Source organism: Streptomyces sp. NBC_00224, from assembly GCF_041435195.1.
In the GTDB taxonomy this organism is placed as follows: domain Bacteria; phylum Actinomycetota; class Actinomycetes; order Streptomycetales; family Streptomycetaceae; genus Streptomyces.
Window position 1 is genome coordinate 4,553,742 of record NZ_CP108106.1, and the last position, 17,891, is coordinate 4,571,632.

The following is a 17,891-nucleotide window of genomic DNA, read 5'->3' on the forward strand; positions in this document are numbered from 1 at the left end:
GGACGGCCGCCCTCTTGCGAGAGCCGAACAGCTATAAACATCGACTTGATGCGCAACCGCACTGCTGTGACAGTTGAGAGCAGCTTAGGCCAGAGCATTGACCCGTGTCCGGCGAATCAGAACGTAGGCTGCCCCCATGGCAAAGAAGCGCTCGGGCGGTGGTCTGACCGGGACCCAGCAGGCCGCCAAGTTCGTCGGGGTGAGTGTGCTCTCCGGAGCCGTGCTCGCGGGCATCGCGCTGCCGGCGTTCGGCGCGCTGGGGCTCGCGGCCAAGGGCACGGTCGAGGGGTTCGACGAGATCCCCGCCAATCTGAAGACCCCGCCGCTGAGTCAGCGCACCTCGATCCTGGACTCCCAGGGCGGTCAGATCGCGACGGTGTACTCGCGCGACCGCACGGTGGTCCCGCTCGCGGACATCTCGCCGTACATGCAGAAGGCGATCGTCGCGATCGAGGACTCGCGCTTCTACGAGCACGGCGCGATCGACCTCAAGGGCGTGCTGCGCGCGCTCAACAAGAACGCCACGTCGGGCGGGGTCGCCCAGGGCGCGTCCACCCTCACCCAGCAGTACGTGAAGAACGTCTTCGTGGAGGAGGCCGGCGACGACCCCGACAAGGTCGCCGAGGCCACCCAGCAGACGCTCGGCCGCAAGGTCAAGGAGCTCAAGTACGCGATCCAGGTCGAGGAGGAGCTCGGCAAGAAGAAGATCCTGGAGAACTACCTCAACATCACGTTCTTCGGGCAGCAGGCGTACGGCGTCGAGGCCGCCGCCAAGCGCTACTTCTCCAAGTCGGCCAAGGACCTGAAGCTGGAGGAGGCCGCCATGCTGGCGGGCATCGTCCAGTCGCCGAGCCGGTACGACCCGGTCAACGACGCGCAGGAGGCCAAGAAGCGCCGCGACACGGTCCTGCAGCGGATGGCCGACATGAAGGACGTCTCGCAGGCCGAGGCGGACCGCGCCAAGGCCGCCCCGATCAAGCTGAAGGTCTCCAAGCCGAAGAACGGCTGCATCACGGCCGTCAGCGGCGCGGGCTTCTTCTGTGACTACGTGCGCGAGGTCTTCCTCTCCGACCCGGTCTTCGGCAAGACCAAGGAGGAGCGGGCCAAGCTGTGGAACCAGGGCGGTCTGACGGTCCGTACGACCCTGGACCCGCAGGCCCAGCAGTCCACCCAGGCGTCCATCAAGGACCACGTCTACCAGTCGGACAAGGTCGCCACCGCCGTGACGCTGGTCCAGCCCGGCACCGGCAAGATCATGGCGATGGGCCAGTCGCGGCCGTACGGCTTCGGCAACCACGAGACACAGATCAACTTCTCGGTGAACAAGCAGATGGGCGGCTCGAACTACGGCTTCCCGGTCGGTTCGACGTTCAAGCCGTTCCTGGCCGCCGCCGCGATCGAGGGCGGCAAGCCGCCGACGCAGCAGTACCCGTCGCCGTACGAGATGGACTACCCGGCGACCGTCCAGACGTGCGGCGGCAAGCCGTGGGTGAACGTCCGCGACGAGCACCTGGAGAACGAGAACGAGGCCGAGCACGGGCCGTACCCGCTGAAGACGGCGATGGAGAAGTCCGTCAACACGTACTTCGTGCAGATGCTCGGCGAGATCGGTATGTGCCCGGTTTCGCAGATGACCGACAAGCTGCACGTGGTGCAGGGCAACGGCGCGAAGCTCCCGATGGTGCCGTCCGCGCTGACGCTGGGCTCCACCGGTATCTCCCCGCTGAACATGGCGAGCGCGTACGCGGCCTTCGCCAACCGGGGCACGTACTGCACCCCGGTCGCCATCGAGTCGATCAAGAAGCCGGACGGCACGGCGCTGCCGGTGCCGAAGTCCTCGTGCAGCCAGGCGATGTCCCAGAACACGGCGGACAGCGTCAACACGCTGCTGCGCGGCGTGACCGACTCCGGTACGGGTGCGCTGGCCGGTCTGTCGGACCGCGACAACGCGGGCAAGACCGGTACCACCGACCAGCGCAAGAACGCCTGGTTCGTCGGCTACACGCCGAACATGTCGGGCGCGGTGTGGGTCGGCAGCCCGTCGCAGAGCGTCGAGATGGAGAACATCACGATCGGCGGCGTGTACAAGGAGAAGGTGTACGGCGGTGAGGTCCCCGGACCGATCTGGAAGGACGCCATGACGGGCGCCCTCTCCGGCCTGCCGGCCCCCAACTTCGTGCGGGTCGACATCCCCGACCCGCAGCAGCCCAAGGACCCGCCGGCGGGCGACGCGGGCGACAACGCCAAGGGCAAGGGCAAGGGCGGCAAGAAGCACCGCCCCGGCGACAACAAGCCGGGCGGCGGCATCACGATCCCGCCGAACCCCGACATCTCCATCCCCCCGGGAGTGATCGGCGGGGCGACTGACGGGGCGATCGGCGGGAACTGGCCGTAGGCCTGGTACGACGAAGGGGCGCCCGGGATCACCCGGGCGCCCCTTTCGCGTCTGTTCGTGGGGGCGTCAGCCCGCCAGGAGGCGCTTCACGGTCGCCGCGACGCGGCCCCCGTCCGCCAGCCCCGCCACCTTCGGCTTCACGATCTTCATCACGGCGCCCATGGCCTGCGGCCCCGCCGCGCCCGCGGCCTTCGCCTCCTCGACGGCCTGACCGACGATCGCGGTCAGCTCGTCGTCGGACAGCTGCTTGGGCAGGTACGCGTCGAGGATCTCGCCCTCGGCCCGCTCCTTCGCGGCCGACTCGGCCCGGCCGCCCTGCTCGAACGCCTCGGCCGCCTCACGCCGCTTCTTCGCCTCCTTGGCGATCACCTGCAGCACCTCGTCGTCGGAGAGCTCGCGCGCGCTCTTGCCCGCGACCTCCTCCTTGGCGATGGCGGTGAGGGTCAGTCGCAGCGTCGACGAGCGCATCTCGTCGCGCGCCTTCATGGCGGTGGTGAGGTGTTCCTTGAGCGTGGCCTTGAGCGTGGTCATGCGCCCCAGTGTGGCAGGTGGCGCCCCCGGGGCGCGTGCCACTTTCGCGCCGGGAGCACGGGGACGGGCGTGCGCGGGGCGCGGCCGGGGGCGTACGAGAGGCCGGCGAGCCACCCGCGAAGGCCGTAGGCATACGTACGTCTGCAACGATGGACGCATGCGCGCGCGATACGGGATTCCTTTGAAGACAACGGCGGCGATCACGGCGATCGGCGCGGCCGGTATCGCCTATGCGGCCGGCTTCGAAGCCCGGTCCTTCCGGCTCCGCCGGGTGACGGTGCCGGTGCTCCCGAGCGGCGCGCGGCCGCTGCGCGTACTCCAGGTCTCGGACATCCACATGGTCGGCGGCCAGCGCAAGAAGCAAGCCTGGCTGCAGTCGCTGGCGGGGCTGCGGCCGGACTTCGTGGTCAACACGGGCGACAACCTGTCGGACCCGGAGGGCGTACCGGAGGTCCTGGACGCGCTGGGCCCGCTGATGGACTTCCCCGGGGTGTACGTCTTCGGCTCCAACGACTACTACGGCCCGAAGCTGCGCAACCCGGCCCGCTACCTGCTGGAGAAGGTCCAGGGCAGGCACGGCCTGAACGGCAACGCGCCCGCGGTCGGCGTCGTCCACAACCCGTGGGAGGACCTCCGGGACGCGTTCGACGCGGCGGGCTGGATCGGCCTCAGCAACACGCGCGGCCGGCTGAAGCTGGAGGGGGGCTTCGAGCTCGCGTTCACGGGCCTGGACGACCCGCACATCAAGCGGGACCGGTACGCGAAGGTGGAGGGGGGCCCGGAGAAGGACGCGGACCTGTCGATCGCGGTGGTCCACGCCCCGTACATCCGCTCCCTCGACGCCTTCACCGCCGACGGCTACCCCCTGATCCTGGCCGGCCACACCCACGGCGGCCAGCTGTGCGTCCCCTTCTACGGGGCCCTGGTCACCAACTGCGACCTGGACACGGACCGGGTGAAGGGCCTCTCCACCCACGAGGCGAACGGCAACCGCGCCCACCTGCACGTCTCGGCGGGCTGCGGCACGAACCGCTACACCCCGGTCCGCTTCGCCTGCCCCCCGGAGGCGACACTGCTGACCCTGACGCCCCGCCCCTGACGGCCCCCCGAAACCGGATTTCGTCTCCGGCCGCCGGTGGGCTAAAGTAAACGACGTCGCCGCGACAACCGGTGACATCGGGGTGTAGCGCAGCTTGGCAGCGCGCTTCGTTCGGGACGAAGAGGTCGTGGGTTCAAATCCCGCCACCCCGACAGCTAAGTACAAGGCCAAAGGCCCTTTCCCTTCGGGGAGAGGGCCTCTGTCTGTTGCTGCGTGTCTAACTGCGTGACTATCGCTCCGGAGGCGGGGGCGTGCCGAAGATCCCGTCCATAGCCGTCGCTCCGGTCTGGATCACCGGACGGATCTGCTTCCGGTAGACCTCCTCCGTCACGGCCGTGCTGGAGTGGCCGACAAGCCGGGAGATCTCTTCGAGTGGGATGCCCCCGTCGGAGAGGATCGAGACGAAGGACGTGCGCGTCTCCCTGGTGGTCCACTTCTCCGGCTCGATCACGTGGGGCTCAATATCCATGCCGGGCATCTGCGCGGCACGCGCGAGGACCTTACGGAGCTCCCGCCGGACGTTCGCAGCATCCAGTTCGGTACCAACCGCCGATGTGAAGACGAGCCCGGTCTCCTGCCACTGATCACCGGCCGCGACACGCTGCCAGCCTTGACGCTCCCGCTGGATCTTCAGCGCGTCGATGGCCCGGCCGGGCAGCGCCAGCGTCCGGCGGGACTTCCTGGTCTTCGTGTCGCCGGACCTGCGGACCGAGCGCCACACGGCGATGTGCGGGGGGATCTCCGGGCTAGCGGTCGGGTCTCCGTCCAGATCAACGTGATCCCAACGGAGAGGACGCATCTCTTCGGTACGCCCGCCGGTGAGGAGCGAGACCACGAAGTAGGCGTAGAGCGGGGAGTCCTCAGCGGCGGTGAGTACGGCTTCCGCCTGCTTCAGCGTGAAGGACTTGGATGGCCGACCAGGGCGCCCCTCCGGGACCGAGCACAGCTCCACGACATTGCGCTTCACCTTGTCCCGCGCCATGGCCCGCCGGACCGCACGGTTCAGACAGGAGCGGATGGCTTCCAGCGAACGCGTGCTGAGCACCTTGGCCTTGTTCGCGAGCCACCTGTCCACGTCATCGGCGCTGAGGTCCCTGAGCTTGCGGGCACCCAAGGCGGGGATCACGTGGGTGTCGCAGAGAATCGTGTTCGTCTCGACCGTTCCCCTGTCGCGGCCAGGCAGCCCGTACGTGAGCCAGTCCGTCACCGCGTCCTTGACCGTGTAGCCGGTGGGCGCGATCGCGAGACCGTCCTCGTAGTCCCGCAGCACCTCTTTCAACTTGGCCTTGGCTGCCGTCTTGGTGACGCCACTGGCCCGCTTCACGATCCGCTTGCCGCTCGGGTCGAACCCGAGGCTGGCCGTGGCGATCCAGCGTTGGCGCTTGTCGTCCCAGTGGAGACCGCCGTCGCCCCGGCTGCGTCGCTTGGTCATCAGGCTGCCTCTTCCAGGCGGGCACTGATGTAGGCCGCCACGGAGCTTTCGGGGATACGGCGGGCGCGGCCCTCGGTAATGGAGACAAGGCGCCTCGTACGTATCAGCTCGTAGACCTTGGTGCGCCCGAGCCTCAACCGCGTCATGGTCTCCTGGACGGTCAGCAACTGACCAGCAGCAGTGGTCATACCGCGCCCCCTTCCAGGGCGAGTTGGTCGTTCAAGGCTTCGCGTGCTGTCTCGCGGTTGAGCTGGAGGCCGCGGGCGATGGAGGCGGCGAGGACGGACTCGCCGGGGGTGTGGCCGTGTCCGGCGTACTGCCAGTCGGCCAGGACCAGGACACTGTCCGACTCTCGGTCGTCGAGGCCGAGGGCGTCGCGTTCTTGGGCGGCGCGGTAGTCGGCACGGGCCTGGCGCAGGGCGCCGAGGGTGGTGGAGTAGCGGCGGGACTTGGAGCTGAAGTGGCCCCGGAAGCCGAGCATGTGTGCCCAGGCCCACAGACGCCGGTCCGGGTAGAGCGGATCGAGGATCTTGCACGCCTCGATGAGCCGACGGGCGTGGTCGGGGACGCCATGGCGGTCGAGTTCAGCGAGCTCGCCGATGCGGCGGTCCAGGGTGCCGGTGTTCTCGGCGGCCTTGGTGGCGTACTTCGCGACGTAGGAGGCAACGGCCTGTTCGGTGATGTCGGAGCCGTCACCGAAGGCGGTGATGGGCCGGACGTCGAGCTGTCGCCCCCACCGGAAGGTACGGGCAGGCTCGTCATCGGACTCAGGGACGCTGACGCTCGTGTACGCGTGGCAGGCGGCAGCACGGATCGCGTCGGTGAGGAGCGTCGTAGTGGCCCAGGACGGCGGCGGGCTGTCCGAGCCGCCGGGTCCGTCGAGCCGGATCACGGCGTGGAAGTGGATCGCACCGCGCTTCTGGAACTCGGCGACCTTGCCGTACGACAGTCGAGCAGCGTCGGCGAAGTCGCGTTGGGTGAGTCCGGCATGGCGGGCGATCTCACGGCGTAAGCGGGTGGTGAAGCGCATCCACAGGTCGCCCGCGTGGTTGTTGAAGAGCACCGCCCCGGCGTAGTCGTACGTCGCCGGGTCGAGTGCGGTACCGAGCGCCGGGTCGTCGTCGGCGTGGCGGGCGCCGCAGCGGCACAGGCCGTGGTCGGGCCGGTTGTGGACCGGGCCGAAGGACGGGGCGGTCAGCGTGGCGAACACGCGGGGGTGATCGCGGACGGCGGCGGGGACGTCGCGGCGGTCGTCACCGGCGAGTCCGGCCCGGATCAGGTGATAGGTGTCCCCCGCGTAGGTCCAGGCGCAGGAAGGGCAGCGGGAGACGCGGCGGTTGCCGCACGCGACCCGCAGCCGACCGCCGGGCTCGGCCTCAGTGCTGTAGCGGTGCAGGGTCTCGCCGGTGGTGCGGTCCTTGGTGATCGTCCAGCCGGTGAGGTGGATCGGTTCGGAGCAGCCGCCGGTGCGGCGGATCTGGTCTTGCCAGCGCTCGAAGCCGGGTTCAGCGGCGACGCGCAGCAGGTCGGCCAGGGCCAGAGGGTTCAGGCCCCCGGCCGCCGCCACATCGGCGACAGCGGCCGGGGACACGGGCAGACGGGTCACCAGCGCCGCCCCCACTTCGGACTACCGGTGCCGTGGCAGGCCCGGCACGACACGGTGATGGTGCGCAGGTGCCCGTGCCGGTTGCGGCCGCCGGTGGTGACGGCGACGGTGGCGAAGCCGTCGCAGTCGGGGCAGATCCGCGCCGCCGGACGCGTGCGGTCGGTCATGATGAGGGTTCCTTCCGGTTGAGAGATCGGGTGGGACATGGGCCCGGGCGGCGGAAACCTGGCAGTGGAGGCCGCCCGGGGCCGGTCAGCGGCGCTTGGTCTCGGAGGCGATGAGCGAGCGCACCACGAGCGCGCACACCGCGACCGAGGCGGCGGTAACGGCGACCGCCAGGAGCATGGAGACGAGCACCGCGCCGACGACCAGGACGACGGCGGTGCCCCCGCCGACGAGGGCGATCACGGCGCCCGGGGTGAGCTGGACCGTGGGCCGGGACGGCGCCGACGCCAGCGGCACGGGCGTCGGGGTGTGGGCCGACGGGACCGGGGCGGGAACCGGCGGGGTGACCACGCCGGTGGGCGCGGGGTTGGTGGGGATCTTCGGGCTGAACATGTCGTTCTCCTTTCGGCGCGGGCTACTTGATGGCGGTGTTGACGACGGGGGCCAGGGCGCTGTCGGCGATGAGGTAGCCGCCGAGCAGCAGTACGGCGACGAGCCAGGCGGGCGGGCGAGTCAGCTTGATGCCGAGGTAGCCGACCACCAGGAGGGCGAACCAGAGCGGGACGTCCATGACGCGGGGTCTCCGATCAGTCGGTGATACGGCAGCGGTGGGTACGGGCGGCGAGCTGGGCGGCGGAGGGGCTGGAGTAGTCGGCGGACCAGCCGCACCGGTCGGCGGTGCACACGGCGGCGTGTTTGGTACGGCCGTGGCGGTCGCGGTGGGTGCCGATCTGCACGGGGCCGATCCGCATCACGGAGTGGAAGTGATCACGGGCAGGCATGGCGGTGGTTCTCCTTCCGGGTCAGGTGAGTTGGGCAGCGATCGCAGCCGCCATGGGCGCGGGAACGCCGAGGCGGGCGCGCAGCGTGTCGGCATCGATCCGGGCGCCGGTGCGGGCGTGGTGGTCGGCGGCGACCTTGCGGGCGTGATCCACCAGGGCAGCGGGAACCTCTGCGGCCGGGGCAGCCGGGAGCGCCGGGGCGTCGTCGGCGGCCAGAGCCGCAGCAGGTGTGGGGTCTGGCTCGACCGCTTCGGGGGCCGGGGCTGCGGGCGTCGGCGGAACCGGCAGCCGGTCCTCGGTCGGGTTCGGGGAGTGGGTCAGGAGCGTGCCGCCAAGGAAGGCGAGCGCGGGCCATCCGGCGACGCCGAAGCGGAGCCAGGCGGGCGGGTTGGCCAGGTCGAGGAATCCGGCGGTGGCGACGTTGGCGCCGAGGGAGGCAACGAGGGCGATCAGGAACCAGCACCAGGCCAGCCGCGACGGACCGCTGTTGCGCAGCCGACGCCAGGCGGCGACCAGGAGCAGGTCCACGCTGACCGGGTAGGCCCACGCTTTCCATCCGGTCTGCCCGGCAGCCGACGCCAGGTCGTGCAGGTGGGCGAAGGACAGCGAACCGGCGATCACGGCCTGTACGAGGACGGCGTCCGGGCGGCGGATTGAGCGGTTCATGGTCTTCACCTCCTTCGTGGGGTTGGAGCCGGAGCCGGGCGGGGCGCGAGGTCCAGCCGCCCGGTCCCGGCGGTGATCAGCTAGTGGGTGCGTGGCCTGAGCCGAAGCAGTTCAGGCAGAAGCCGTTCTGCTGGCCGACGACCCGGCGCTTGCGGCCGACGCGGACCGTGATCGGGACCTCTCCGCTGCCCTTGCACACCCGGCACGGCTTGGGCTTGGGCGTCCGCGCGGGGATCTTGCGTGTGGCCATGGCTAGCGCCTCCATCCGGTTTCGGGCATGGAGCGGGTAGGGACCTGGCGCGAGGCAGTCGCGCCGACCGTTGGAGCGGGGAAGATCAGGCAGCGGCCGGAGCACTCTTCGACAGCGGAACCGGGACCGGGGCCAGGTGCGGCAGTACGGGCCGGAACGGGGCGAGGGCAGGCAAATCCGGGGTGCGGTCGGCGTGCCGGTTGCAGATGTTCACGGCCTGTCGCAGCGAGGTGTGCGGGGCGCGGATACGGGACCAGCCGCCAGCGGAGTCACCCGCCACAGCGACGCCGGGCATGTCCGTGGGGATGTTGATCGCGGCGAGGACGGCGTCCGGGGCGATGTCCCCGAAGGCCATGTTCGCCGACGACTCGTCATTGACGCGGTGGGCGGTGCGGCCGGTGAGCTGGGCGCGCAGCATGGTGATGTTCTTGCCGAGTTCGGAGCCGAAGCGCTGGCCGCAGATCTCCAGATAGATCCCGGCGGCCCGGCCGAGCTGGGCGAGGCGGGCCAGCGCGGTGATGATCCGGTCCCGGCGCTTCTCCTGTTCCTTGGTCGCGAACAGAGCGAGTTCGGCGACCTCATCGACCAGCAGCACGACCGGGACCGGACGCAGCGCCTCGGGCAAGTCCCAGATGTCGGTAGCGATCTCCGCATCCGGCACGTCGGCCGTGATCCGCTGCTCGGCACGGATCAGTTGGTAGACGCCCTCCATGTGCTCCACGAGCGCGTCGAGGAGGTCGGCGGCGGTGTCGGGGTTGTCGGCCAGCGCCGAGAACCGGCGAGCCAGCGGGAACAGTTCGACGCCCTGCTTGCAGTCGATGCCGACCAAGGCCACCTCGTGCGAGGCCAGCGCGGCCACCAGGTTGCGTTGGTACACGGACTTCCCGGACTCGGTGGCACCCAGCGTCAGGGCGTGCGGGACGGCCCGGTAGTCGCGGTAGTGCACGGCTCCGTCCGCGCGCAGGGCGACGGGGACCCGCATCGGCGTGTGGTCGGCCGCCACGGGCATCTGGACGTGCTTGAGCACGTCGTAGCCCGTCATCCGCAACTCGACCACACCGGAGCGCAGTTCCCGGGAGGAGACGCCGTACATCGCGAAGGAATGACGCAGCCGATCCGTGGCCGCAGCGATGTCGAAGGCGTCCTGACCGGGGCGGAGCTTGAGCCGCAGGGCGAGCCCGGTCCGGGTCGGCCGCAGCCGCACGATGCGGGGAGCACGCGAGTTGGGCGCCGGGCGGTTCGCCATGCGGGCCAGCGCCAGCCGCCAGCGGGACGGCGGGACCGTCAGGCCGCAGGCATCCATGACCGAGGCGTACCGGACCAGGACCCGCATCGTGGCGAAGGTGACCCCGAAGGTCATCCAGTACCAGGCGGGGCGCCGCCACCGCAGAAGACCCGCGACGGCGACGACCACCAGGAGCACGATCACTAACCCGGTCACAGTCAGGCCGCCTTGGGCTTCGTGGCGCCCGCGACCAGCGACGTGATGGCGACCGCGCGGAACGCGATGCCGTGCCGCTTCTGGCCGTTGAACTCGTTCTCCCACGGTCGGCCGACCAGGCCCGTGAGGCCGACGGGGGTCCCCATGACCAGCTCGCCGGTGATACCGGGCTCCGGAACGGTGACGGACAGGATCTCGACCTCGCCGTTGGCCGCGAACATCACGTCCACGGTCATCAGCGTGGCGCCGGTGTCGGCGTCGGTGGCGATCTCGCCGGAACGCCGGTCCTTGACCTTGGGCTGCGGGGGCTTGGCCACCATCACGGAGGCGGCGGAAGTGTCGACGGGGATCTGACGCATCAGTGCGTCTCCTTCTCGTAGCGGGGACGCCACCTTGATCACACCAGGTAGCAGCTTCACTACGACCATACTCACAGAGTTTCTGCGAGTCAAGAGATTCTGCTACTCGCAGTACGTCTGTGTTCCTGGGAGACTGGCTGCGACCGAGAGGAGCAGTACGCATGAGCGACGGATTCGGCCTGGTAGTGCGGTTCACGCTGCACGACGAGCGCGCGGCAGCAGCGTTCGACGAGCTGTGCGCAAGCACCCTGGAGGGCATCAAGACATCCGAGCCGGGGACGTTGACGTACGTCTCCCACGCTCCGGAGGGCGAGCCCCTGGTCCGTGTGTTCTACGAGCTGTACGCAGACCGCGCAGCGTTCGAAGCCCACGAAGAGCAGCCCCACACCAAGCACTTCCTTGCCGAGCGGGCTCAGTACCTCGCTGGCGTCGAGGTGACCTTCCTCGACGTGATCGCCGGGAAGGTGGCAGCACAGCAGTGAGTACCGAGGAGCAGCGCGTCTTTGGTGCGCGAGTCGCCGACCTGCGCAAGCAGCGCGGCATGACACAGAGCGAGTTGGCGGCGGCGATCGGCCGTACGGCGAGTTGGCTGTCCCAGGTCGAACGCGGCATCCAGCCGGTCAATCGGCTCGACGTACTGCGCCTGCTCGCCGACGGCTTGGGCGTGCCGCTCCAGGTCCTCCAGCCCGAGGCTCCGCCGACAGCAGATCCTGAGCCCGCCGCCACGGCGACCGAGACCAACGACCTGGACCAGGCCCGCCTGGTTTTGTCTGGGCATCCGGCGCTGAATGTGCTCCTCAGCCCGCGCGAGGACTTCCGGCCAAGCACTCTGACCGACCTGCGGTCCGCTGCCGAGCGCATCTGGGATCTGACCCACACCGACCAGTTCGCCGAGTTGAGCGCGTCCCTGGGGCCGTTGATCCCCCGGCTGGAGCGTGCGGCCCGAACGGCGCCCGAGGAGTACCGAGCCGAGCTGCACTCGTTGCTGGCCCGGACGTACCAGGCTCTCGCAGCGGCGTTCGTCCGGCAGAACGAGGCGGACGCGGCGTGGGTCGCGGCCGACCGAGCCATCCGCGAAGCGGAGCTGTCCGGCGACCCGCTCGGGGTCTTTGCTGGGATCTACCGACTCGCCCACGCCTTTGTCCGGCTGAAGCATCTGGACCAGGCGGAGCACGCCGCCACGTCGGCGGTGAACGCCCTCCAGCGCGATGTGGAGCACCACGAGCCCACTCCCCCGCACTTGTCCGTGCTCGGCTCCCTGCACCTGATGCTGGCGCTGGTTCACGCCCGGTCCGGCGAACGTGGAGCGGCACGCAAGCAGATCGAGGCGGCTCGCGCAGTGGCGCGCCAGCTCGGCGAGGACCGGAACGACTTCAACTTGGAGTTCGGGCCGACGAACGTCGAGATCCAGGCCGTGTCCACTGCGGTGGACTTGGGCGACGCGGGCGAGGCCCTCGACATCGCCAAAGGGCTAGATGCGAGCGCGTTGTCCATCGAGCGGCAGGCCCGCCTACTGCTTGATCTCGGACGCGCGCACACCCAGCGCCGCCACTTCGGGGACGCGCTCGACTGTCTGCTCAGGGCCGAGGAGTTGGCACCCGAGATGATCCACACGCACATCGCGGCGCGCGAGGTCACCCGCGAACTGATGCTGGTCGCGGGCCGGGCCGCCTCGGACGATCTGCGGGCGCTGGCCGACCGTACGGATGCTCTCGGATGAGTGTGGGAAGGACACGGCGCCGGACCGGTTCGGCCTGAGCCCGGCGCGATAGAACTTTCCCTACTTCATCAAGGCCCGCGCACGGCGCGGGCGCGCCGCTCTTCGGCGCGGACCGCTCGCCCTGTCTCCGCCAGCGGCGGCCCGCGCCAAGCGGCGCGCTGGCGACTGCGGGCAGAAGTGGGAGAACCCCGCCGTGGCTGGGGCGGTCGGCTCCACGGCTTTACCCACCTCCCCGGTTCGGGTCCCGCGTTGAGCAAGACCAGGGGGCCACTCGGACACATCAGCGGGCAGGCCAAGGCTGCCCGAGTCGCTGGCAAGCGTATGGCCCCCTGATCATGCTCAACCCCAAACCGGGCAGGACACCGGCCAAAGCCGCTCCGCCGACCTCACGCCGGTGGCAAACTGATCCTGTCGCTGAGCTGAGCCCGGCATTGCTGGGTTCCGCACTGCTGGTGTTCGTCGCGTTCGTCTGCCGTCTCCCCTCGCACCAGGTCGCATCGACAGCGAAGCAGGCAAAGGGAGGCAAGATGGACAAGGAAAAGAAGGCCCGTTCCCGGGGCTGGTGGGGTTCGGTTCGCTCGGTAGTCGCTGGTCTCAGTGAGGGCAGCATCGGAGCGCTGATCTTCGAAATTCTGACGGGCCAAGTAGTGACGGGCTGAGCCCAGCGCCACGGACCACCCACCAGGCCGCACGAGGTGAGTGTCTAACTGCGTGACAACGCCGACGCACAGCAGCGAACAACCGTGGACGTCAGCGAACCGTCAGTGCAGGTGAAAGCCATTCCGGCCGCAGGTTGATCCCCTGTCCCAGTTGCTTCGGGACGAAGAGGTCGTGGGTTCAAATCCCGCCACCCCGACAGCTGTAACACCAGGTCAGGGCCTGATCCGCTTAGCGGGTCAGGCCCTGAGTGGTTTCCGGGGGTCCCACGGGGGCGCCGGCTGGGGAAGCCGGCTCTCCTGTGGGGCCACCCGCCGCCCGAGAGCTTCAACAAGAGCGGCGAGAAGAAGGCGGCCGTCGCCGTGCGTTGGCGACGGCCGCCTGCGCGCGGAGGTGCCCCCCTTGTCACGGGATCCGCGCGCGCGGATCGTCCTCGCAGCCATTGGGGCATCGCGGGAGTGTGGCCCCAACTCGAACAGACCGGGAGGACGTGGGCCGGAGTCCGTTCACGTCCCTCGCGGGACAGGGGCTGCGGCCACTTGACGGATGTGTCTCTCCCGACCCGGGGACACGGGGTCGGAGACGGCCCACTGCACAGGCCAGTACTGCTGCCTCGATGAGGACTGAGTCTCTTGCCCAGCAGCCTAGGGCGAGTTGCGCGGAAGGCAACAGCCCACGATTCGGCCTGTCCGGCGGGAACCCGGCTCTCCGCGCACATCCGGCCTCAGTTCACGGACGTACGGCTGCCGAGCGCCTCGTCCAGGGTGCCCGTCACGGCGAAGACCCGGTCGAGCCGCACGATCCTGAGCAGCCTGCGGATGCCGGGGCGGGGGCCGGCGAGCGTCAGGCGTCCGCCCCGTTCCTCGACGCGTCGCCGTGCACGGCACAGCAGCCCCAGCCCGCAGCAGTCCAGGAACTCGACGGGGCCGAGATCGACCACGACGTCGGAGTTCGGGCGGCCTGTGACCGTGTCCAGCTCGGCGGTGACACGGAGGACGACGGCTATGTCGATCTCACCGAGCAGTTGGACGACGGTTCGCCCTTCCGTCTCGTAGATACGGATCTGCTGGGCAGAGGAAAGGGGCTCCCGGGACATCGCGCCATCTCCATGGGTTTCGCGAGAGGCCCGCCTCGATGGCGAAGCGGGCGGCAATGGAGTTCCACGGCCACCGGGAGCACGGGTGACGACAGGGGCGACTCTAGGCCGCCCCAGGTCAGGAACAGGCCACCCCTTCGAACAGAAACGCTTCACCTCGGAGGCGTTCCGTCATTCGGGTGTATTTTTGCGGATGACCTTGATGAGGAGCCCAAAGGGTGCCATCAGACCAGGCAGTCACTCCGGAAAATGCCGACCGTAAGCCTGGGCGCCGGTCGCCCGTTTCAGCTCCTCACCGGCCGGTCCCGTTCCGCTACGCTCAAGATGTGACGCGCGACAGGCCACCCGCAGATCGTTTCAGCCTCCTCGCCATCGCATCGTCCGCGGGCGGCATCCAAGCACTGAGCACGGTGCTCGGGGAGCTGGGCCCCGACCTACCGGTGCCGGTGCTGGTGGTCCAGCACCTCGACCCCCGACACCGCACGGTGCTCGCCCAGGTCCTCGCCCGCCGGACCGCGCTGCACGTCAAGCTCGCGGAGGCGGACGAGCACGTGCGCCCCGGCACCGTCTACATCGCCCCTCCCGGCCGGCACCTCCTCATCGGCGCCGACGGCGTCCTGAGCCTGTCCAACGCCGAGCTCGTCCACTTCGTACGCCCGTCCGCCGACCTTCTCTTCGAATCGGTCGCCGGTGCCTACGGGCCGGAGGCGATCGCCTGCGTGCTCACCGGGACCGGCCAGGACGGGGCCACCGGGGTCGACGCCGTAAAGTCGCGCGGCGGTACGGTCATCGCCCAGGATCCGCGGACCGCGGAGTTCACGGGGATGCCTCAGTCGGCCGTGGACACGGGAGCGGTGGACTTCGTGCTACCTCTTGAGGAGATCGCCGCGGTCGTACGCGGACTTGTCGAAGCCGAGAGGCAGTGAGCCGAGAGGCAGTGATGGGCGAACCGCGGGACGCCGAAGGCAACGAAGCGCTGGAGGAACTGCTCGTCTTCATCCGGGAAGCCCGCGGTTTCGACTTCACGGGCTACAAGCGCTCGACGCTGGCCCGGCGCATCCGCAAGCGGATGACGGACGTCGGCACCCGCTCGTACCCGGACTACCAGGATCTCCTGGAGACCGACACGGACGAGTTCAGCGCCCTCTTCAACACGATCCTGATCAATGTCACCTCCTTCTACCGCGACCCGGAGGCGTGGGCCCTCCTCCAGCACGAGGTCGTTCCCGAGCTGCTCACCACCCTCGATCCGGAGCAGGAGATCAGGGTGTGGAGCGCGGGCTGCTCCAGCGGCGAGGAGGCGTACTCCATGATCATGATGTTCTCGGAGGCGCTCGGCATCGAGGAGTGCCGGCGCCGCGTCAAGATCTACGCCACGGACGTCGACGAGGAAGCGCTGCGCGAAGCCCGTTCCGGGCTGTACACGCCGAAGTCGCTGGAACCGCTCTCCGCGGAGATGCGGGAGAAGTACTTCGAGCAGAACAGCGCGCAGTTCAGCTTCCGCCCCGACCTGCGACGTCGGGTGATCTTCGGGCGGCACGACATCACCCGTGACGCCCCGATCTCCCGGCTCGACCTGCTCGTGTGCCGGAACACGTTGATGTACTTCAATGTCGAGGCCCAGACGCAGATCGTCGACCGTTTCCATTTCGCCCTGCGCCCCAGCGGCTTCCTCTTCCTCGGCAAGGCCGAGATGCTGCTGAACGACAGCGAGCGGTTCGAAGTGGTGAACATGCGTCAGCGTGTCTTCCAGCGGCGGGCCGGCAGCAAAGGACCGACCTACCATCCGGCCCCCTTGAAGATCAGGACGTCCCCCGGCGCCGAGGTGCACTCGGTGGCGCGCGCCCGCCAGTTGCGCGACCTGGTACTCGACGCCGGACCCACCCCGTTGATCGCCCTCGACAGCGACGGAACCGTCGTAGCGATCAACAATCAGGCCAGGATCCAGCTCAGCCTGGCCACCGGCGACATCGGCCGCCCCTTCCAGGACCTGGAGGTCTCCTACCGGCCGGTCGAACTCCGTTCCCTGATCGACCAGTCCATGCACGAGCGCCGGACCCTGCGGGTCAACCGGGTCGAGCGCCGGACGGGCGAGGACCTCCAGTACTGCGACATCCTCATCCAGCCGCTCTCCGGACCCAGCGGGCTGCACGTCGCCACCGTGATCTCGTTCACCGACGTGACCGTCGCCACGCATCTGAAGGCCGAGGTCAAAAGAGTCCGGGAGGAGCTGGAGACGGCGTACGAGGAACTCCAGTCAACCAACGAGGAGCTGGAGACCACCAACGAGGAACTCCAGTCCAGCATCGAGGAACTGGAGACGACGAACGAGGAACTCCAGTCAACCAACGAAGAGTTGGAGACCACCAACGAGGAACTCCAGTCCGGCAACGAGGAACTGGAGACGATGAACGAGGAGATGCGCATCCGCACGGACGAACTGGACGAGGCCAGAGCGTTCCTGGAGGCGGTTCTGACGAGCATCGCGGCGGGCGTGGTGGTCCTGGGCAAGGACCTGAAGGTCAAGAGCTGGAACCGGGGCGCCGTCGACCTGTGGGGGCTGCGCGCCGACGAGGTGCTGGACCAGGCCTTCTTCGACCTGGACTTCGGACTGCCCACCAAGGAGCTGCGGTCCGTCGTGGAACGGTGCATGGAAACCCGCCGGCGCTCCGGACCGATCGGTGTGGAGGCCCTGAGCCGCATCGGCCGGCCCATCACCTGCGACGTGTTCTTCTCCCCGTTCGGCGGGAACCACGGCGGCGTCGTCCTGATGATGGAAGAGAGCCGAAGCGATTCCTCCGACTGACCCCGCGGCGTAGCCTCGGACTCATGGACCCGCAGGGGCGTATGGAGGACCTCGATCTGGCAGCAATGGCACAGCGACGCGCCGCGCTGGCCCGTGACCGGGCGGACCGGGCGGAGGCGGCCGCCGAGCGGCACGAACTACTGGCGGCCAAACCCGGCCGGGAGTTCCACACCCAGATCGCAAGAACGCAGCGCAGAACCGCCGAGTGCCATCGCGCCTCGGCCCGCCTCCAGGACAGCTTCGCCCTCCGCGCCACGGTCTGGGCCGGAGGGCAGGGCCCCCGGCCGCAGTTCATGACGGTGGTCGCCGAGGCGTGCGGTACCGGCAGCGCGGCGATCGCGCTGCTCGACACCGGGCAGAACCAGCTCGCGGTCGCCGCGTCCGACCGGCTGTCCCGTGCGGCTCAGGACCTGGAGTACGTTCTCGGCGAGGGTCCGGGCCAGGACGCGGCGGCGGGACACCGCCCGGTGCATGTGTCCGGGCCCGAGATCGAGGCGCGCTGGCCGGGGTACGGGCCTTCCCTGGTCTCGCTGGGCATCGCCTCGGTGGCCGCCGTACCGCTGCAGACGCAGGACAACTGCATCGGGTCGCTGACGGCTTTCGACCCGCGGCCCGCGGAGGCGAGACCCGCCCGTCTCGCCGAGGTCGCCGAGGCCCTCATCCGCATCGTGCTGCTGGACCCCGACGCCGACCCTGACCTCTACGGCGGAACCGACATGCGAGCCACCGTGCATCAGGCGGCCGGCATGGTGTCCGCACAGGTCGGCTGCTCCGTCGCGGACGCGCTGGCACTCATCAAAGCCCGGGCGTTCGCGGAGGACGTATCCCCCGACACCATCGCCCGGCAAGTCGTGCACGGAGACCGGAAACTCATCTGAGGAAGAGG

General features: G+C 69.4%; 21 protein-coding genes and 1 tRNA gene. 9 read left to right on the forward strand and 13 right to left on the reverse strand.

The annotated features are described in order from the left end of the window. Positions 1 to 136: 136 nt before the first annotated feature. A complete protein-coding gene (locus tag OG965_RS20175) occupies positions 137 to 2,395 on the forward strand; it encodes a transglycosylase domain-containing protein (RefSeq protein WP_371653483.1) in 2,259 nt (752 codons plus the stop codon). Between the two features lie 66 nt (positions 2,396 to 2,461). Here the strand turns inward: OG965_RS20175 and OG965_RS20180 are convergent, their stop codons facing one another. Beyond that, positions 2,462 to 2,926, reverse strand: coding sequence for a GatB/YqeY domain-containing protein (locus tag OG965_RS20180; protein ID WP_371653484.1), 465 nt, complete (start codon positions 2,924 to 2,926; stop codon positions 2,462 to 2,464). 157 nt (positions 2,927 to 3,083) lie between these two features. Between OG965_RS20180 and OG965_RS20185 the strand changes: the two genes are divergently transcribed. After that, on the forward strand, positions 3,084 to 4,025 hold the full coding sequence (locus OG965_RS20185; protein WP_371653485.1) for a metallophosphoesterase: 942 nt from the start codon (positions 3,084 to 3,086) through the stop codon (positions 4,023 to 4,025). A gap of 78 nt (positions 4,026 to 4,103) precedes the next feature. Continuing rightward, a tRNA-Pro gene (locus OG965_RS20190) sits at positions 4,104 to 4,177 on the forward strand. Positions 4,178 to 4,254: 77 nt separating this feature from the next. Here the strand turns inward: OG965_RS20190 and xerC are convergent. From xerC to OG965_RS20245, 11 genes are all read right to left on the reverse strand, one after another. Next, positions 4,255 to 5,457: a tyrosine recombinase XerC gene (gene xerC / locus OG965_RS20195; protein ID WP_371653486.1), complete on the reverse strand. Its 1,203-nt coding sequence runs from the start codon at positions 5,455 to 5,457 to the stop codon at positions 4,255 to 4,257. Continuing rightward, positions 5,457 to 5,645 (reverse strand): helix-turn-helix domain-containing protein, encoded by a 189-nt coding sequence (locus OG965_RS20200; RefSeq protein WP_371653487.1) that lies wholly within the window; start codon positions 5,643 to 5,645, stop codon positions 5,457 to 5,459. The genes xerC and OG965_RS20200 overlap by 1 nt, the downstream gene beginning before the upstream one ends. Further along, a complete protein-coding gene (gene repSA, locus OG965_RS20205; RefSeq protein ID WP_371657002.1) occupies positions 5,642 to 7,054 on the reverse strand; it encodes a replication initiator protein RepSA in 1,413 nt (470 codons plus the stop codon). Before repSA ends, OG965_RS20200 begins: the two co-directional genes overlap by 4 nt. A gap of 5 nt (positions 7,055 to 7,059) precedes the next feature. Beyond that, a complete protein-coding gene (locus OG965_RS20210; RefSeq protein WP_371653488.1) occupies positions 7,060 to 7,230 on the reverse strand; it encodes a hypothetical protein in 171 nt (56 codons plus the stop codon). A gap of 85 nt (positions 7,231 to 7,315) precedes the next feature. Beyond that, complete coding sequence (locus OG965_RS20215; protein ID WP_371653489.1) at positions 7,316 to 7,621, reverse strand: SpdD-like protein; 306 nt, start codon at positions 7,619 to 7,621, stop codon at positions 7,316 to 7,318. Positions 7,622 to 7,643: 22 nt separating this feature from the next. Then, positions 7,644 to 7,799 (reverse strand): hypothetical protein, encoded by a 156-nt coding sequence (locus tag OG965_RS20220; RefSeq protein ID WP_371653490.1) that lies wholly within the window; start codon positions 7,797 to 7,799, stop codon positions 7,644 to 7,646. Positions 7,800 to 7,815: 16 nt separating this feature from the next. Further along, the gene (locus tag OG965_RS20225) at positions 7,816 to 8,010 is read right to left on the reverse strand and encodes a mobile element transfer protein (protein WP_371653491.1); all 195 of its coding nucleotides are present in this window, start codon (positions 8,008 to 8,010) and stop codon (positions 7,816 to 7,818) included. A 21-nt stretch (positions 8,011 to 8,031) separates the two neighbouring features. Next, the gene (locus tag OG965_RS20230) at positions 8,032 to 8,676 is read right to left on the reverse strand and encodes a DUF2637 domain-containing protein (RefSeq protein WP_371653492.1); all 645 of its coding nucleotides are present in this window, start codon (positions 8,674 to 8,676) and stop codon (positions 8,032 to 8,034) included. Positions 8,677 to 8,752: 76 nt separating this feature from the next. Continuing rightward, positions 8,753 to 8,926: a hypothetical protein gene (locus tag OG965_RS20235; RefSeq protein ID WP_371653493.1), complete on the reverse strand. Its 174-nt coding sequence runs from the start codon at positions 8,924 to 8,926 to the stop codon at positions 8,753 to 8,755. 85 nt (positions 8,927 to 9,011) lie between these two features. Further along, the gene (locus tag OG965_RS20240; RefSeq protein WP_371657003.1) at positions 9,012 to 10,286 is read right to left on the reverse strand and encodes an FtsK/SpoIIIE domain-containing protein; all 1,275 of its coding nucleotides are present in this window, start codon (positions 10,284 to 10,286) and stop codon (positions 9,012 to 9,014) included. A gap of 83 nt (positions 10,287 to 10,369) precedes the next feature. Then, complete coding sequence (locus OG965_RS20245) at positions 10,370 to 10,726, reverse strand: hypothetical protein (RefSeq protein WP_371653494.1); 357 nt, start codon at positions 10,724 to 10,726, stop codon at positions 10,370 to 10,372. Between the two features lie 161 nt (positions 10,727 to 10,887). Between OG965_RS20245 and OG965_RS20250 the strand changes: the two genes are divergently transcribed. The 3 genes from OG965_RS20250 to OG965_RS20260 all read left to right on the forward strand — a co-directional run bounded on the left by OG965_RS20250 (position 10,888) and on the right by OG965_RS20260 (position 13,105). Continuing rightward, complete coding sequence (locus tag OG965_RS20250; protein ID WP_371653495.1) at positions 10,888 to 11,208, forward strand: putative quinol monooxygenase; 321 nt, start codon at positions 10,888 to 10,890, stop codon at positions 11,206 to 11,208. Further along, complete coding sequence (locus OG965_RS20255; protein ID WP_371653496.1) at positions 11,205 to 12,446, forward strand: helix-turn-helix domain-containing protein; 1,242 nt, start codon at positions 11,205 to 11,207, stop codon at positions 12,444 to 12,446. Before OG965_RS20250 ends, OG965_RS20255 begins: the two co-directional genes overlap by 4 nt. A gap of 335 nt (positions 12,447 to 12,781) precedes the next feature. Further along, positions 12,782 to 13,105, forward strand: coding sequence for a hypothetical protein (locus tag OG965_RS20260; protein ID WP_371653497.1), 324 nt, complete (start codon positions 12,782 to 12,784; stop codon positions 13,103 to 13,105). Positions 13,106 to 13,827: 722 nt separating this feature from the next. Here OG965_RS20260 and OG965_RS20265 read toward each other — a convergent pair. Further along, positions 13,828 to 14,199, reverse strand: a complete 372-nt coding sequence (locus OG965_RS20265) for an STAS domain-containing protein (RefSeq protein ID WP_371653498.1) — start codon at positions 14,197 to 14,199, stop codon at positions 13,828 to 13,830. A 326-nt stretch (positions 14,200 to 14,525) separates the two neighbouring features. On the opposite strand from OG965_RS20265, the gene OG965_RS20270 reads away from it, so the two are divergent. Genes OG965_RS20270 through OG965_RS20280 form a run of 3 tightly spaced genes read left to right on the forward strand, consistent with a single transcriptional unit; the run spans position 14,526 to position 17,883 of the window. After that, complete coding sequence (locus OG965_RS20270) at positions 14,526 to 15,125, forward strand: chemotaxis protein CheB (protein ID WP_371653499.1); 600 nt, start codon at positions 14,526 to 14,528, stop codon at positions 15,123 to 15,125. 14 nt (positions 15,126 to 15,139) lie between these two features. Continuing rightward, positions 15,140 to 17,005, forward strand: a complete 1,866-nt coding sequence (locus OG965_RS20275) for a CheR family methyltransferase (RefSeq protein WP_371653500.1) — start codon at positions 15,140 to 15,142, stop codon at positions 17,003 to 17,005. 23 nt (positions 17,006 to 17,028) lie between these two features. After that, positions 17,029 to 17,883, forward strand: coding sequence for a GAF and ANTAR domain-containing protein (locus OG965_RS20280; protein WP_371653501.1), 855 nt, complete (start codon positions 17,029 to 17,031; stop codon positions 17,881 to 17,883). Positions 17,884 to 17,891 lie beyond the last annotated feature (8 nt).